15 protein-coding genes are annotated in these 13944 nt (G+C 60.1%); 10 read left to right on the top strand and 5 right to left on the bottom strand.

Annotated features, from left to right (window positions below):
• Positions 1-9: 9 nt before the first annotated feature.
• The 3 genes from argJ to BLP82_RS07475 all read left to right on the top strand — a co-directional run bounded on the left by argJ (position 10) and on the right by BLP82_RS07475 (position 2964).
• On the top strand, positions 10-1227 hold the full coding sequence (argJ, locus tag BLP82_RS07465; protein WP_092166393.1) for a bifunctional glutamate N-acetyltransferase/amino-acid acetyltransferase ArgJ: 1218 nt from the start codon (positions 10-12) through the stop codon (positions 1225-1227).
• A gap of 163 nt (positions 1228-1390) precedes the next feature.
• Positions 1391-2023 carry a glutathione S-transferase family protein gene (locus BLP82_RS07470; protein ID WP_092166394.1) on the top strand — a complete coding sequence of 211 codons (633 nt, stop codon included), beginning with the start codon at positions 1391-1393 and terminating at the stop codon, positions 2021-2023.
• Positions 2020-2964, top strand: coding sequence for a Nudix family hydrolase (locus BLP82_RS07475; protein ID WP_092166395.1), 945 nt, complete (start codon positions 2020-2022; stop codon positions 2962-2964). The genes BLP82_RS07470 and BLP82_RS07475 overlap by 4 nt, the downstream gene beginning before the upstream one ends.
• Positions 2965-3113: 149 nt before the next feature.
• Here BLP82_RS07475 and BLP82_RS07480 read toward each other — a convergent pair whose 3' ends face one another.
• Genes BLP82_RS07480 through BLP82_RS07490 form a run of 3 tightly spaced genes read right to left on the bottom strand, consistent with a single transcriptional unit; the run spans position 3114 to position 6698 of the window.
• The gene (locus tag BLP82_RS07480; RefSeq protein ID WP_092166396.1) at positions 3114-3695 is read right to left on the bottom strand and encodes a cob(I)yrinic acid a,c-diamide adenosyltransferase; all 582 of its coding nucleotides are present in this window, start codon (positions 3693-3695) and stop codon (positions 3114-3116) included.
• Positions 3696-3697: 2 nt separating this feature from the next.
• Complete coding sequence (locus tag BLP82_RS07485; RefSeq protein ID WP_092166397.1) at positions 3698-5734, bottom strand: sensor histidine kinase; 2037 nt, start codon at positions 5732-5734, stop codon at positions 3698-3700.
• Between the two features lie 46 nt (positions 5735-5780).
• Positions 5781-6698: a putative 2-dehydropantoate 2-reductase gene (locus tag BLP82_RS07490; protein ID WP_092166398.1), complete on the bottom strand. Its 918-nt coding sequence runs from the start codon at positions 6696-6698 to the stop codon at positions 5781-5783.
• Between the two features lie 142 nt (positions 6699-6840).
• Between BLP82_RS07490 and BLP82_RS07495 the strand changes: the two genes are divergently transcribed.
• Both BLP82_RS07495 and BLP82_RS07500 read left to right on the top strand, forming a co-directional pair.
• Complete coding sequence (locus BLP82_RS07495; RefSeq protein WP_092166399.1) at positions 6841-7326, top strand: YajQ family cyclic di-GMP-binding protein; 486 nt, start codon at positions 6841-6843, stop codon at positions 7324-7326.
• A 195-nt stretch (positions 7327-7521) separates the two neighbouring features.
• Positions 7522-8364, top strand: a complete 843-nt coding sequence (locus BLP82_RS07500) for a mechanosensitive ion channel family protein (RefSeq protein WP_092166400.1) — start codon at positions 7522-7524, stop codon at positions 8362-8364.
• A 161-nt stretch (positions 8365-8525) separates the two neighbouring features.
• On the opposite strand, the gene BLP82_RS07505 is transcribed toward BLP82_RS07500, so the two are convergent.
• The gene (locus tag BLP82_RS07505) at positions 8526-9818 is read right to left on the bottom strand and encodes an OprD family porin (protein WP_092166405.1); all 1293 of its coding nucleotides are present in this window, start codon (positions 9816-9818) and stop codon (positions 8526-8528) included.
• Between the two features lie 883 nt (positions 9819-10701).
• Between BLP82_RS07505 and BLP82_RS07510 the strand changes: the two genes are divergently transcribed.
• Positions 10702-11127 (top strand): HIT domain-containing protein, encoded by a 426-nt coding sequence (locus BLP82_RS07510; RefSeq protein ID WP_092166407.1) that lies wholly within the window; start codon positions 10702-10704, stop codon positions 11125-11127.
• Positions 11128-11130: 3 nt separating this feature from the next.
• The gene (locus tag BLP82_RS07515) at positions 11131-11337 is read left to right on the top strand and encodes a SlyX family protein (RefSeq protein WP_060740896.1); all 207 of its coding nucleotides are present in this window, start codon (positions 11131-11133) and stop codon (positions 11335-11337) included.
• Positions 11338-11414: 77 nt separating this feature from the next.
• On the opposite strand, the gene BLP82_RS31845 is transcribed toward BLP82_RS07515, so the two are convergent.
• Positions 11415-12020: a cold-shock protein gene (locus BLP82_RS31845; RefSeq protein ID WP_003205048.1), complete on the bottom strand. Its 606-nt coding sequence runs from the start codon at positions 12018-12020 to the stop codon at positions 11415-11417.
• A gap of 396 nt (positions 12021-12416) precedes the next feature.
• On the opposite strand from BLP82_RS31845, the gene BLP82_RS07525 reads away from it, so the two are divergent.
• The 3 genes from BLP82_RS07525 to BLP82_RS07535 all read left to right on the top strand — a co-directional run bounded on the left by BLP82_RS07525 (position 12417) and on the right by BLP82_RS07535 (position 13900).
• On the top strand, positions 12417-12887 hold the full coding sequence (locus tag BLP82_RS07525; protein WP_060740897.1) for a Dps family protein: 471 nt from the start codon (positions 12417-12419) through the stop codon (positions 12885-12887).
• Positions 12888-13106: 219 nt separating this feature from the next.
• Positions 13107-13448 carry a ribbon-helix-helix domain-containing protein gene (locus BLP82_RS07530; RefSeq protein ID WP_060740898.1) on the top strand — a complete coding sequence of 114 codons (342 nt, stop codon included), beginning with the start codon at positions 13107-13109 and terminating at the stop codon, positions 13446-13448.
• Between the two features lie 230 nt (positions 13449-13678).
• The gene (locus tag BLP82_RS07535; protein ID WP_003178589.1) at positions 13679-13900 is read left to right on the top strand and encodes an FmdB family zinc ribbon protein; all 222 of its coding nucleotides are present in this window, start codon (positions 13679-13681) and stop codon (positions 13898-13900) included.
• The last annotated feature ends 44 nt before the right edge of the window (positions 13901-13944 follow it).

A 13944-nucleotide genomic window follows, 5' to 3' on the forward strand; every position in this document is an offset into this window, starting at 1 on the left:
AGCGCATTCATGGCTGTTGGTCTTGGTCCGTTGCCAACGTTGCACCCGGTTGCCGGTTTTGAACTCGGTATCGCTTCGGCGGGCATCAAGCGCCCCGGGCGCAAGGATGTCGTGGTGATGCGCTGCGCTGAAGGCTCGACGGTGGCGGGCGTGTTCACCCTCAATGCCTTTTGCGCCGCGCCGGTCATCCTGGCCAAGCAGCGCGTGCAAGGGGCGGTGCGTTACCTGCTGACCAACACCGGTAACGCCAACGCTGGCACCGGCGCGCCAGGCCTGGCCGCCGCCGAGCGCACCTGCGCCAAGCTGGCGGAGTTGACTGGCGTCGACGCCAGCCAGGTGCTGCCCTATTCCACCGGCGTGATCGGCGAACCGCTGCCGGTCGAGAAGATCGAAGGCGCACTGCAAGCCGCCCTCGACGACCTGTCGGAAAACAACTGGGCCGCCGCCGCCACCGGCATCATGACCACCGACACCCTGCCCAAGGGCGCGAGCCGCCAGTTCCAGCATGACGGCGTGACCATCACCGTCACTGGCATCAGCAAAGGCGCTGGCATGATCCGGCCGAATATGGCGACCATGCTCGGCTACATCGCCACCGACGCCAAGGTTTCGCGCCAGGTGCTGCAAGACCTGATGCTCGATGGCGCCAACAAGTCGTTCAACCGCATCACCATCGACGGCGACACCTCCACCAACGACTGCTGCATGCTGATCGCCACTGGCAAGGCTGACCTGCCGCAGATCACCGAGGCCAGCGGCCCACTGTTCGAGGCCCTGAAGCAGGCCGTGTTCGACGTGTGCATGGAAGTGGCCCAGGCCATCGTCCGGGACGGCGAAGGCGCGACCAAGTTCGTCACCGTGCAGGTCAACGGCGGTGGCAATCACCAGGAATGCCTGGATGTCGGCTACACCGTGGCGCACTCGCCGCTGATCAAGACCGCACTGTTCGCCTCCGACCCGAACTGGGGCCGCATCCTCGCCGCTGTCGGCCGGGCCGGCGTGCCTGAGCTGGACGTGAGCAAGATCGACGTGTTCCTCGGCGAAGTCTGCATCGCCAGCCAGGGTGCCCGTGCTGCAACCTACACCGAAGCCCAGGGCGCGGCGGTGATGCAGCAGGAAGAAATCACTATCCGTATCGAATTGGGACGGGGGGATTGCAGCGAAACCATCTGGACCACCGACCTGTCCCACGAGTACGTCAAGATCAACGCTGAGTATCGGACTTAAACCGAGTCGTCACCATTCGCGAGCAAGCCCGCTCCCACAGGGGATTTGTGGTGTGAACACTTGCTATGTCACCCCGCAAATCCCCTGTGGGAGCGGGCCTCGCGAAGGCAGCCTGACAGACATCGCAAATGTCTCTAATTGACCATAAGAAAGGAATCCGGATATGAGCCTGCACCTGATCATCGGCGACCAGCGCATTTCTTCCTGGTCCCTGCGCGGCGCGCTGGCCCTGGCGCTCACCGGCGCGAAGTACACCGAAGAGTTGGTCAGGCTCGACCAGCCCGACACCCGCGAAAAGCTGCTCAAGTATTCGGCCACGGCCAAGGTCCCGTTGCTCAAGACCGAATTCGGCGTGATCGCTGATTCCCTGGCGATTGCCGAATACCTGGCCGAACAGTTCCCGCAGGCCGGTCTCTGGCCCAAGGATGTGGCCGCCCGGGCCCAGGCACGCTCGGCCTGTGCGCAAATGCACAGCGGGTTTTTCGCCATCCGCAGCCACATGCCGTTTGACCTGCTGCGCGATGCACCGCTGTCGCCCATGCCGGCTGATGTCCAGGTGGAAATCGAGCGGATGCTGGCGCTGTGGGCCGAATGCCGTGCCGCGGCGACCGAGGCCGGTCCCTACCTGTTCGGCCGCGTCAGCCTGGCCGACGCGTTTTTTGCCCCTGTTGCCGTGCGCTTGCGCACTTATCAGGTGAAACTGTCCGAGGTCGATGAGGCCTACGTCGAAACCCTATATCAATGGCCAGCGTTCAAGGCGTGGCAACAGGCTGGCCTGGAGGACACTGCGCGGTGAAACGAGTCCATGTGGCGGCAGCGGTCATCCGCGATGCCGCCGGCAAAATCCTGATCGCCCGACGGGCCGACACCCAGCACCAGGGCGGCCTGTGGGAATTTCCTGGCGGCAAGGTCGAGGCTGATGAGTCCGTCGAAACCGCCCTGGCCCGTGAACTTCACGAAGAGCTGGGCATTGTCGTCGACGCCGCCCGGCCGTTGATCAAGGTGCGTCACGATTACCCGGACAAGCAGGTGTTGCTGGATGTCTGGGAAGTCTCGGCGTTCACCGGCGAGCCCCATGGCGCCGAAGGGCAGCCGTTGGCCTGGGTGACGGCCCGCGACCTGACGAACCATGAGTTCCCGGCGGCCAATCAGCCGATCGTCGCGGCGGCCCGTTTGCCGGGCGAATACCTGATCACCCCGGAAGGCCTTGAGACGCCGGCCTTGCTGCGCGGCATGCAGAAGGCGATTGCCGGCGGGATCAAGTTGGTCCAGCTACGCGCCCCCAACGGCTACGACCCGCAATACCGCGACCTGGCGGTGGATGCGGCGGGCTTGTGTGCCGGCAAGGCCCAACTGATGCTCAAGGGGCCGTTCGAATGGCTGGGGGATTTTCCTTCCGCTGGCTGGCACATTACCGCCGCGCAACTGCGCAAGCATGCCGCGGCCGGTCGACCGTTCGGCAAGGATCGCTGGCTGGCGGCTTCCTGCCATAACGCCGAGGAGCTGTCCCTGGCGCAGCGAATGGACGTGGACTTCGTCACGCTTTCGCCGGTGCAGCCGACCCTGACCCATCCCGATGCACAGCCGTTGGGCTGGGGAGAAGCGGCACGCCTGATCGAAGGCTTCAACCGGCCGGTCTATCTGTTGGGCGGGGTCGGGCCTGGTGAGCGGCAAAAAGCCTGGGAAGCCGGGGCCCAGGGTGTGGCGGGGATTCGGGCGTTTTGGCCTGACGCATGATTGTGGGGTGTTACTGATCATTCCCACGCTCTGCGTGGGAATGCCTCAGCGGACGCTCTGCGTTCGGCTCTGGAGGGGGCGCGGAGCGTCCCGGGCTGCGTTCCCATGGGGAGCGTGGGAACGATCGCCACAGGCACTACCTTCTCTGATCAGCCCCCAGGCTTGGCCGCCGCTTCCCACAGCACCTCCGCCACTCCTTGCCGCCGGGCAATGACTCGAGCGGCCACGAACAGCAAGTCCGACAACCGATTGATATAGGCCAACCCCGGCCCCGTCAGCGGCTCCACCGCGTTCAATTGCTGGCAACGCCGCTCGGCGCTGCGGGCCAGGCTGCGGCAGACATGGGCCTGGGCGATCAGCGTCGAGCCACCGGGCAGGATGAAGTTTTCCAGTGGCCCCAATTCCTCGTTCCACACATCGATCGCCGCTTCCAGCCGCTCGATTTCCGTCACGTTCAAGGCTTGGTAGGCCGGCATCGCCAGCTCACCGCCCAGGTCGAACAATCGATGCTGACAAGGCTCCAGCACGTCGCTGACTTCCTTCAGCGCCGGGTACCGGGCGGTTTCGGCGGCGAGCCCAGCCAGCAACAAGCCCAACTGGCTGTTCAGTGTGTCCACTTCGCCGATGGCCTCGACCCGTGGGTGGTCCTTTGCCACGCGGCGACCATCGCCCAACCCGGTTTCACCTTTGTCGCCGGTGCGGGTGTAAATCTTCGACAGGCGAAAGCCCATGCTCAACGCTCCAGTGGTTTGTTTTCCTGCGCCACCATCGAGGGGCCCGTCAGGGGCAGGCGCAAGGTGAAGCAGGTGCCTTGGCCTGGCGCCGACTGTACTTCCATCTGGCCCTTGTGGTTGTTGGTAATGATGAAATACGAGACCGACAGCCCAAGGCCTGTGCCCTGGCCGATCTCCTTGGTGGTGAAGAAGGGTTCGAAGGTGCGCTTGCGCACGTTCTCGCTCATGCCGATGCCATTGTCCTCGACCTGGATTTCCGCCCACGGCGGATTCAACCGCGTACGCAGGATGATGCGCCCGGGTTCGCTGTCGTCCTGGCGTTGGTGGATGGCTTGGGCGGCGTTTTTCAGCAGGTTGAGCAGCACTTGTTCCAGTTCGTTGGCCGTGCCGGGCACCGGGCCCAGGTTCGGGTCGAACTGACGGATGATCGCCTGGCCCTTGAAATCGAAGCCGATCGCCAGGTCGAAGTCATTACCGGCGATTTCCACCGCCTGGTCGATCAGCGCCGGCAGGTCGCAGGGCGCCATCTGCCGCGTGCTGCGCCGGCTGAAGCTGAGCATGTGGGTGACGATTTTCGCTGCCCGCGCGCCGGCCTGCTGGATGCCGTCGAGCAATTGCGGGATTTCCCGGCTTTCCAGGTAACGGTTGACCACCGGTAATTCGATGCCCAGTTGCTCGGCCTGTTCGAGATTCTTCGGCAATTCCGGCGACAAGCGTCGGCGGATGTTCTGCACATTGTGCAGGATGGCACCCAGGGGGTTATTGATCTCATGGGCCATGCCCGCCGCAAGACCGCCGACCGAGAGCATTTTTTCCGATTGCACCATCATTTCCTCCAGCGACAGGCGCTGGGTGATGTCGTCGATGCGGATCACCACGCCCCGCCCGGCGCCGCCCATCAGTGGATAGAACGTCAGGGCGTAATGCCGGGCCTCGTCGTCCTTGGTCCAGGTGACGCGTTCGATCTTGGCCACCGTATGTTGCTCCACGGTCTGCTTGAGCTGGGGCAGGTACGGCTTGAGCGGTTCGAAGGCGAGGAAGATCGGTTGGTTCAGGGCCTCGTCCAATCGTGTGCCGGAGAGGGCGCTGGCTTCCTGGTTCCATTGGGTGACGTAGAGTTGCTCGTCGAGGGCGATCAGGGCCGACGGCATGGAGTCGATGATGCTATTGAGGTAATTCTGGAAGCCCGTGAGTTTTTTCTCGATCTTGCTGCGCACCTGGACTTCCAGCTCCAGCTTGCGATTGGTATGGCGGGTTTCTTCCGCCAGGCCCTGGGCCTGGTCGTAGGCGGCCTGGGAGTCGTCGCGGGCACGTTTGAGCTGTTGCTCCCGGGCTTCGATCCGCGAGAGCATGGTATTGAATGCCTCGGCCAGGCTGCCGATCTCATCGTGGTTGCCCCGTGCGGCGCGCAGGGCATAGTTCTCCTCCCGGGTGACCTGGCGCGACAGCTCTTCGAGTTGATGAATCGGTTGGGTGATCAGGCGTTTGATCTGTTGGGCAATGATCAGCCACAGCAACACGCTGAAAATCAGGATGCCGAGGCTGGCGGTCAGGGTGCCGGTGTAGAACGCGGTCGGCAATTCGCTGCTGGCCACCAGCAACAGATGGCCAGGCGTCGTGCCGGGGCGGGGCAGGGTAATGACCTGGTTGCTGCGGAACTCGCCCGCTTGCCAGGCCTGTATGTTGCGGAAATGGTCCGGCAGCTTGAGCTTTTCGCCCTGTTGCAGCTGTGCCAGGCGATCGCCCTGGCCGTCGTACAACGCCGCCGCCCGCAGCGGTGCGTAGCTGTTGAGCTCGTCGAGCAGGCGCTGGGCACTTTGTGGCGATTGCAGGGCGTCAGAGATCAGGCTCGGGTTGGCGATCAGTCGGCCAATGGTCTGCAGGGCCTGGGGCGCCATGCTTTCCTGGGAGATGTAGTAGGCGGCACTGATAAAGGTCAGGTTGGCCACCAGCAGGACAGTGGTCAACAACACCAACAGAGCGGCCAGCAGTTTCTGGCCGACCGGGAGGTTTTCAAGGCGCTGGCGCAAGGGCATCAGACTCGTCGCTAAGAAGGAACACGAGGGCCAGCGTAGCCGCTGCTCAGTCGCTGGGCAATCCGAGGTTGTCCAAGTGGACAATCAGTCGCTGGCGCAGTTGTTCCAGGTGCGGCACGCTCAGCCCATGGCGCTGGGCAACCTTGCAGGCGTAACCGAGCAAATAGCTGATTTCGGTACGACGCCGATTGGCCACATCCTGGTACATCGAGGAGTAATTGGCGGCCGTGGCCTGGATCACCCGTTCGACTTCCGGCTGCAAATCCTCGGCCGCCGCGGGCTGGCCGCACCGTTCGAGCACATCCGTGAGCTCCGCGCACAAGGTCGCCACTTCGCAGTGGTGTTCCAGCAGGCCGCCGTTCTTGCAGTGATGCAACACGGTCAGTGGATTGATTGCACAGTTGAGTGCCAGTTTGCGCCAGAGGCGGGTGAGGATGTCGGCGCTCCATTCGTGGGGGATGCCGGCGGCGGCCAGGTCGTCCAGCCAGAACGGCGCCACCGGGTGAGCCGGGTCGCCCAACCAGGTGTAGCCATGGCCGGCGAATATCACGCGCCAGTCACCGTCGCGGAACGCGCCTTCGGTACTGGAGGCGCTGATGCAACGAGCCTGGGGCACACAATTGGCCACTGCGTCCTGGCTGCCGAGGCCGTTCTGCAACAGGATCAGTTCCGATTCGGCGTCCAGGCGATGGGCCACCGAGGTCACCGCCGCTTCCGCATCGTAGGCCTTGCAAGCCAGCAGCAGGCGCCTGATCGGCTCCGGGCTGTCCGCCGTTTCGCCCGGCACCGGGTAGCATTGCGCCTGGCCTTGTTCCACCAGTGTCAGGCCTGCGACGCTGCGGTAGGCCTGCAAGCGCGCTTCGTTGCGCAACACCAGCCGCACCGGTAACCCGGCTCGCGCCAGGCGCGTGGCCCACAACGTGCCGAGACTGCCGGCCCCGAGGACATGCCAGGTGGTCGACATCAGTTTTTTACTCGGATTGGCGCAGGCATCTGAGGGCTCGCAGTGTCGGCAGGAAAAGAGCCGTTATAATGAGCCCGATTTTAACCACAAGCCAAGCGCGCGCCGTTGATACTGGCGCGCCTTTTTATTTGGAGAACACTACATGCCGTCATTCGACGTGGTATCCGAACTGGACAAACACGAAGTCACCAACGCGGTTGAAAACGCCGTCAAGGAACTCGACCGTCGTTATGACCTCAAGGGCAAGGGCAGTTTCGAGTTCAAGGAAAAAGACCTGACCGTGAACCTGACCGCCGAGGCCGAGTTCCAGCTCGAGGCGATGATCGAGATCCTCAAGCTGGCGCTGGTCAAGCGCAAGATCGATGTGCAGTGCCTCGAGGTCAAGGACGCCTATGCCTCGGGCAAGCTGATGAAGCAGGAAGCCGTGCTCAAGGAAGGCATCGACAAGGAGCTGGCGAAGAAAATCGTCGCTCATATCAAGGACGCCAAGCTCAAGGTGCAAGCCGCCATCCAGGGCGAGCAGGTGCGGGTCACCGGCAAGAAGCGTGACGACCTGCAGGAAGCCATTGCGGCACTGCGCGGCAAAGAATTCGGCATGCCCCTGCAATTCACTAACTTCCGCGACTGATCCCCTGGTTGTCTGCATGTGGCGAGGGGATTTATCCCCGCTGGGCTGCGAAGCAGCCCCCAAAAGCTGATCATGTCGACCTGATACACCACGGCGCAGGCTTTAGGGCTGCTCCGCAGCCCAGCGGGGATAAATCCCCTCGCCACAATGTGTTTCGATTGGTCTTTCGCGGTAACAGGAACAAAGGAGAGAGAGATGGACTTGAATGCTGAAGTGGACAACCTGGTCAAGGCTTCCCAGACCTGGATCCCCATGATCATGGAGTACGGCAGCCGTGTGCTGCTGGCGGTCATCACCCTGGCCATCGGCTGGTGGTTGATCAACAAAGTGACGCAGAAACTGGGTGCGCTGCTGGCCCTGCGTAATGCCGACCTGGCGCTGCAAGGGTTCATCAGTACCCTGGCCAACATCATTCTGAAGATATTGTTGATCGTCAGCGTCGCTTCGATGATCGGCGTGGAAACCACTTCGTTCGTCGCCGCCATTGGTGCCGCCGGCCTGGCGATCGGCCTGGCCCTGCAAGGCAGCCTGGCGAACTTCGCCGGTGGCGTGCTGATCCTGCTGTTCCGCCCGTTCCGCATCGGTGACTGGATCGAAGCCCAAGGTGTGGCCGGTACGGTCGATAGCATCCAGATCTTTCACACCGTGTTGCGCACTGGTGACAACAAGACTGTCATCGTGCCCAACGGCAACCTCTCCAACGGCATCATCACCAACACCAACCGCCAGCCGACCCGTAAGGTGGTGTTCGATGTCGGCGTGGATTACCAAGCCGATCTGCAAAAGGCCCGGGAAGTGCTGCTGGAGCTGGCCAAGGATGAGCGTGTGCTGGCGGATCCGGCGCCTGAAGCGGTGATTTCCACCTTGGGCGACAGTTCCATCACGGTGTCGCTGCGCATCTGGGTGAAGACCGCGGATTATTGGAGTGTGATGTTCATGCTTAATGAGCAGGCGCGGGATCGTTTGAAGGATGCCGGTATTGATATTCCGTTTCCACAGCGAGTGATTCGGGTGGTTCAGGAAGGAGCAGCGCAATAATGATTCGACTATAACTTGGTCTGGGGTCAGGTTATGTTTAGTTAGCTTGCTATTTAACAAGCTGTGTTAAAGCTGACATGCGGTGGATATAAAAAAACCGCTCACCTGTCAGGTGAGCGGTTTTTGTTTTTTGCGGGTGCAGCTATCGAATTAGCACTGAATTACAAGATGCTCAGTGGGTATTCGACGATGACGCGGAAGTCATTGTTGTCAGTGTAATCCGGGTTGGAGGTGCTAGTCCGATAAACCGCGCTACGCAAACGGAAAGACAGGTCTTTGGCAGGACCGCTTTGCAGGACGTATTTGGTTTCGAAGTCCCACTCGTGGGCTTTGGCATCGGTTGTAGCGGTAGCGATATTGTCACTGGTGATGTAACGGGTCATGAAGCTCAGGCCAGGAACGCCGTAGCTTTTCATGTTCAGGTCGTAGCGAGCCTGCCAGGAGGTTTCGTCTTGACCGTTGAAGTCGGAATACTGTACGGAGTTGGCGAGGTAGATAGTACCGCCACCATCCACGCCGTACGCGTAGCCGCTATCACCGGAGGAGCGCTGGTGAGCCACGGTAAATTTGTGCGCACCGAGGCTGTAGGCCGCTGCGAGCGACCAGATGCGGTTGTCAATATCACCGCTCAGCTCTTGACCCTGACTCTTGCTGTCATAGCCGTTGAAGTCGAAGTTCAGGGACTGATCTTCGTTGATCGGCAGAGTGTAGTTCAGGTTGAGGTACTTCTTCTTGAAGTAATCTTCAACGTCGGAAGCTGCGACACCCGCTACGAAATTGTCAGTGAACTGATAGGTTGCGCCAGCAATATTAGCGGATGGCAGACCTTTGCTGTGCCGACCGTTGATGCTGTCACGGCCGGTGTAGTTCTGTGCGTTCATAGCGGTAAAGCGACCAGCGGTCAGTTCCAGACCCTTGATTTCCTTGCTGGTGATGAGCGTACCGGTAGCAACTTCTGGATTAAGACGGCTGTCGTCCGTGGAGAACACTGGGCTGGTAGTGTATTGGTTACCATACTTCAGCACGGTGTCGGACAAGCGGAACTTGACTGCACCACCGACCTCGGATTGGGTGTCTTCTGGAGTACCGTCGTCGCCTGTGCCGAAGATGCTGTTACCGGTGCGGCCTGGGCCGCTGTCCAGTTTGACCTGGCCATTGAACAGGGCGTCCACACCGACACCAACGGTGCCTTGAGTGAAGCCAGACTCGTAAATAGCCTGTACGCCCAGGCCAGTTTCTTCGCGGTAGCCAGTCCTACGTGCTTTGCCGCCGGTATTCTGGTTGTTAGAAGCACCATGTTTGAAATCACGGTTCATGTACAGCATACGGCTTTTAACGGTCAGGCTCTGATCTTCAAAAAAGCCCTTGGATTCTTCCTGGGAAGAGGCCATTGCGAACTGCGAGGTACTGGCCGATACAGCCAGTGCGATCATGCTCCACTTCATCACGCGCATCGTGATTTGCTCCTTTGGTTTTTAGAAGAGTACTGCCGTCCCACCTGTTTTTTTATCTGGGCGGCTCTTTCTTTTTGTGTCGGCGCAAACTTATATCACGTCGACATTCTTTGGCGATACTTGCCCATTCAACCTTTCAGCTTCTTTACGACCATGTCGCCAATGGCTCGATCCATGTCGCATTTCAGCTGTTCCGACGCAACCGTATTCACAACTTTGATGTTGTTTTTTCTTTCCGGCATCGGTGTAAAGAGTCCGTCATTACCGCGCTTGAAGCTCCTGTGGGCAGCCTTGCCACTTTAATTTGTATGTCGGCAGGTCCCCGCTTCCGGCGAGCCCTTTGGACAGTGCGGGTATGAATGCAACAAGCATGCTCAAACCCGAATTTCGTTTACATTTTTTTCACATTTCACCGGTTGACGCGGTGAAACCTCATGAAACCGGGCTCCAAAGGCCTTGTTTTAAATAGGGTTGACTCGTGTGAGCTCCCGTGTTTGGTGTCGATAAAATCGGCGAGACAACCAAAAACGTTACCGGTTCACCCTACCCAGTGAGTAAATCACGGATGCTTTGTGCACTGAGCGTAGACGTACTGTGCTGTTTTGGTGCAAAAAATTTTCAGGTTGTACGAAAATCTTACAGCGTCGAGGCTTTGCCTGGGCCCTGGCACGGATCTCTCGGGACTGTGCCGTGCCGCTGCGCTGTGTTGGTGCGTCAACTTGCACGGTTGGTGCTCCGGCGTTGAAAAAGTCATTCGAAGAAGCGGGCCTCGGGACGGTACGCCGTGATTGATCCGGCGTTCGCGGGTATGCTGCGCATCTGTGCCCGATGCAGGCCTGCGGGTCGCTGAGCCGGGCAGAATCGATAACGAGGAGTACGCGCGGTGTTTGCCTTAGATCCACGACTGCAACAAGACACATTGCCCATCGGCGATTTCCCGTTGTGCCGTTTGCTCTTGTCCAACGACGCCAATTACCCGTGGTTCATCCTCGTACCGCGGCGAGAAGATATCAGTGAATTATTTCAGTTGGATGACACGGATCAATTACAGCTTTGGAAAGAAACTACGGCGCTGGCCGAAACCCTCAAGGATTCATTCGATGCCGACAAGATGAACGTTGCAACCTTAGGTAACGTCGTCAGTCAATTGCACATGCATGTCATCGTGCGCAAACGTGATGATGCCGCCTGGCCTGCGCCGGTCTGGGGCAAGCACCCGGCCCAGCCTTATAATGCAGAGCAGGTCTTGGCCATTCGCGAACGGTTGCGAGTGGCCCTGGCCGATGATTTCAAGTTTCTGGAGGGCTGAACCATGAACCTTGAAGAGCGCGTAACCGATCTGGAAAGCCGCCTGGCGTTTCAGGATGACACCATCCAGGCATTGAATGATGTGCTGGTAGCGCAGCAGCGGGTGGTCGAGCGCCTGCAGCTGCAGATGGCGGCGTTGCTCAAGCGCCAGGAAGAAATGGCAGGTCAATTCGAATCGTTCGAAGAAGAGGCGCCGCCCCCTCACTACTGATAGGGCCCGATTGCCGTTTGACGGGCAATAAAAAACCGCGAGCAGCCAGGCTGCATCGCGGTTTTTTTACGCTTGGATCAGCGGCGCGGCAGCGCGGCGATCACGTCTTCGGCCTGCAGGCCCTTGTCGCGGTTCATCACGGAGAATTCCACGCGCTGGCCTTCCACCAGGACGCGATGACCTTCGCCACGAATGGCCCGGAAATGCACGAAAATGTCATCGCCGGAGTCGCGGGAAATGAAGCCGAACCCTTTGGACGTGTTGAACCACTTCACCGTGCCGGTATCGCGGTTGGACATGTCGTAGTTCTGCGCAGCGGCGGCCGGCGACGACTTCTTGTAGAAGCTGACGGCCAGGTGCAGTGCCACGGCGAGCAGTGCCGCGCCCAGGCTGAACAGAATGGCCGGTTGACCGCCGATTTCCGGCATGGGTGCCAGCAGGGCCAGGGTTTGCAGGGCAACGGCCAGCACCAGCAGGGCGCTGACAAGGTTTTGCAGTTGGTGACGTGGACCCTTGTTCCAGTAAGGGATGACGGGGGCAAGGGTCAGGTTGAGCAGGCCGAAAAAGGCCAGGTACAGTGCATCGGGGTGTTGCAGGTAAGGTGTGGCTTCGGAACCCAGGCTAGGGATGAAGGACAGCAGCAGGGCAGCTGCGCCCATTAGCAAGTGGACGATTTTCAACATTTTGATTGGCTCACGGTTAAGACAGATCACAAGGAAGAGCGGGTCGGGCACGGTTCGCTTCGAAACAATGAGAGGCGTTGGACACGTACCCGAATCAGCCTATGCGTTACGCCCGGGAAAATAGGCGTAGCGACACACTGCCTATTTAACAGCAAAGCTCGGGCCTTCTCAAACCCGTTACGGGCGCGCACCGCGCTGTTCGTCGGCCAGAAAAGCCCCGCGGCTGCTTGAATGCACCAGGCAAGCGGCGTTGAGTTTTCCAGGTGTCGGAACCGTCGGTCGTCCTGGCTTGTCGGTTCTGCAGGGCTGGCAATCTGTCGCAGGCCGTAGGCGGCCAGAACCACTAGAGTGGTTAGGGTCGTTGTCGAATTCATCACCCTAAGGAGATCAACCCCCATGGCAATTGATATCGGTATCAGTGAAGAAGACCGCAAGTCCATCGTCGACGGGCTTTCGCGCCTGCTGTCGGATACCTACGTGTTGTATCTCAAGACCCACAATTTCCACTGGAACGTCACAGGGCCGATGTTTCGGACCCTGCACCTGATGTTCGAGGAGCAATACAACGAGCTGGCCCTGGCGGTGGACCTGATTGCCGAGCGAATCCGCGCCCTTGGCTTCCCGGCCCCGGGTGCCTACTCGGTGTATGCACGGCTGTCCTCTATCAAGGAAGAGGAAGGCGTGCCTGCTGCTGAAGACATGATCCGGCAACTGGTCGAGGGCCAGGAAGCGGTGACGCGTACGGCCCGTGGCATCTTTCCTTTATTGGACAAGGTCAGCGACGAGCCCACGGCCGACCTGCTGACCCAGCGCATGCAAGTTCACGAAAAGACCGCGTGGATGCTGCGGGCGCTGTTGGAAAACTAATAGGGCGTCGTGGCGAGGGAGCAAGCTCCCTCGCCACGACGGCGATATCGCCTGCGCGCTGGGTGTAGGACGGCGTAATTCGTCGCCGGCCTGCTGTTGGCTTGTCCTACGTCCATGGTCATAAAGTCGTCTGGAACTGGCGATGCCGTTGAGCTTCCATAGAGCCACAGATGGGTTGTTCCAACCCAGAGGCTCGTATGGCAAAGGAGTGTCAACGGTATGATTCAAGGAAAAGAACCCGGGGAAGGGCGGCTGGGGCGTTTTCAGCCCATCAGCGTCGACCCGTTCATCCGGGGGTTCGATATGCAACTGGCCCGGCCCTTGGCCCGATCCATTCGCCTGAACGGGTTCGCCACCTGTCTGCGGCTGGAACAGGTCTACTGGGATATCCTCGGTGACATGGCCGAGCTCAACCGCTGCTCCATCAGCACGTTGCTGTCCCATGTGGACAGGGAAGTGCACTTGCGCCATGGCGGGGTGCGCAATTTCAGCGGGCTGGTGCGCGTGGTCTGCGTGGTGCACAGTTTGAAGGAAACCGGGATGGATCATGGTGCGGCGTAGGCGCTGCCGGGGGCTGCGATCTTTTGATCTTGATCTTGATCTTGCGCTTGGGACTCAAGTGTCTGGGGCAAGATCGCAGCCTCGTTGCACTCGTCAGCTCCTACATGGTGTTCACTCGGCAATGACTGTGCGGTCTTACGGCTGCACAGGCCGCATTTAATGGATATAATCCCGCTCTTTGCCGCAAAGCCCCGCCTTTGCGCGTGTAACCTGATCGCCGAGACAACCCCATGCCGATGTACGACTATCAATGTGCTTCCTGTGGTCATCAGATGGAAGCCATTCAAAAGATCAGCGCGGCACCGCTGGTCGACTGCCCTGCCTGCCAGGCGCCGGAACTGAAAAAGATGCTTTCCATGCCTGGTTTCCGCCTCGGCGGCACGGGCTGGTATGAAACCGACTTCAAGACCGGCGCCAAGAAAAACCTGGCCGGTGGCGACAAAGCTGATTGAGTTGAATACGCGCGAGTTCTTGCACGGGCAGGGCCTCCAACCGA

This window comes from Pseudomonas sp. NFACC37-1, from assembly GCF_900101575.1.
In the GTDB taxonomy this organism is placed as follows: Bacteria; Pseudomonadota; Gammaproteobacteria; order Pseudomonadales; family Pseudomonadaceae; genus Aquipseudomonas; species Aquipseudomonas fluorescens_AA.

Excerpts from the sequence above, each read along its gene's own strand:
- argJ (WP_092166393.1), top strand. The coding sequence starts at position 10 with ATGGCTGTTGGTCTTGGTCCGTTGCCAACGTTGCACCCGGTTGCCGGT.
- BLP82_RS07470 (WP_092166394.1), top strand. The coding sequence starts at position 1,391 with ATGAGCCTGCACCTGATCATCGGCGACCAGCGCATTTCTTCCTGGTCC.
- BLP82_RS07480 (WP_092166396.1), bottom strand. The coding sequence starts at position 3,695 with ATGGGCTTTCGCCTGTCGAAGATTTACACCCGCACCGGCGACAAAGGT.
- BLP82_RS07485 (WP_092166397.1), bottom strand. The coding sequence starts at position 5,734 with ATGCCCTTGCGCCAGCGCCTTGAAAACCTCCCGGTCGGCCAGAAACTG.
- BLP82_RS07490 (WP_092166398.1), bottom strand. The coding sequence starts at position 6,698 with ATGTCGACCACCTGGCATGTCCTCGGGGCCGGCAGTCTCGGCACGTTG.
- BLP82_RS07495 (WP_092166399.1), top strand. The coding sequence starts at position 6,841 with ATGCCGTCATTCGACGTGGTATCCGAACTGGACAAACACGAAGTCACC.
- BLP82_RS07500 (WP_092166400.1), top strand. The coding sequence starts at position 7,522 with ATGGACTTGAATGCTGAAGTGGACAACCTGGTCAAGGCTTCCCAGACC.
- BLP82_RS07505 (WP_092166405.1), bottom strand. The coding sequence starts at position 9,818 with ATGCGCGTGATGAAGTGGAGCATGATCGCACTGGCTGTATCGGCCAGT.
- BLP82_RS07515 (WP_060740896.1), top strand. The coding sequence starts at position 11,131 with ATGAACCTTGAAGAGCGCGTAACCGATCTGGAAAGCCGCCTGGCGTTT.
- BLP82_RS31845 (WP_003205048.1), bottom strand. The coding sequence starts at position 12,020 with ATGTTGAAAATCGTCCACTTGCTAATGGGCGCAGCTGCCCTGCTGCTG.
- BLP82_RS07525 (WP_060740897.1), top strand. The coding sequence starts at position 12,417 with ATGGCAATTGATATCGGTATCAGTGAAGAAGACCGCAAGTCCATCGTC.
- BLP82_RS07530 (WP_060740898.1), top strand. The coding sequence starts at position 13,107 with ATGATTCAAGGAAAAGAACCCGGGGAAGGGCGGCTGGGGCGTTTTCAG.
- BLP82_RS07535 (WP_003178589.1), top strand. The coding sequence starts at position 13,679 with ATGCCGATGTACGACTATCAATGTGCTTCCTGTGGTCATCAGATGGAA.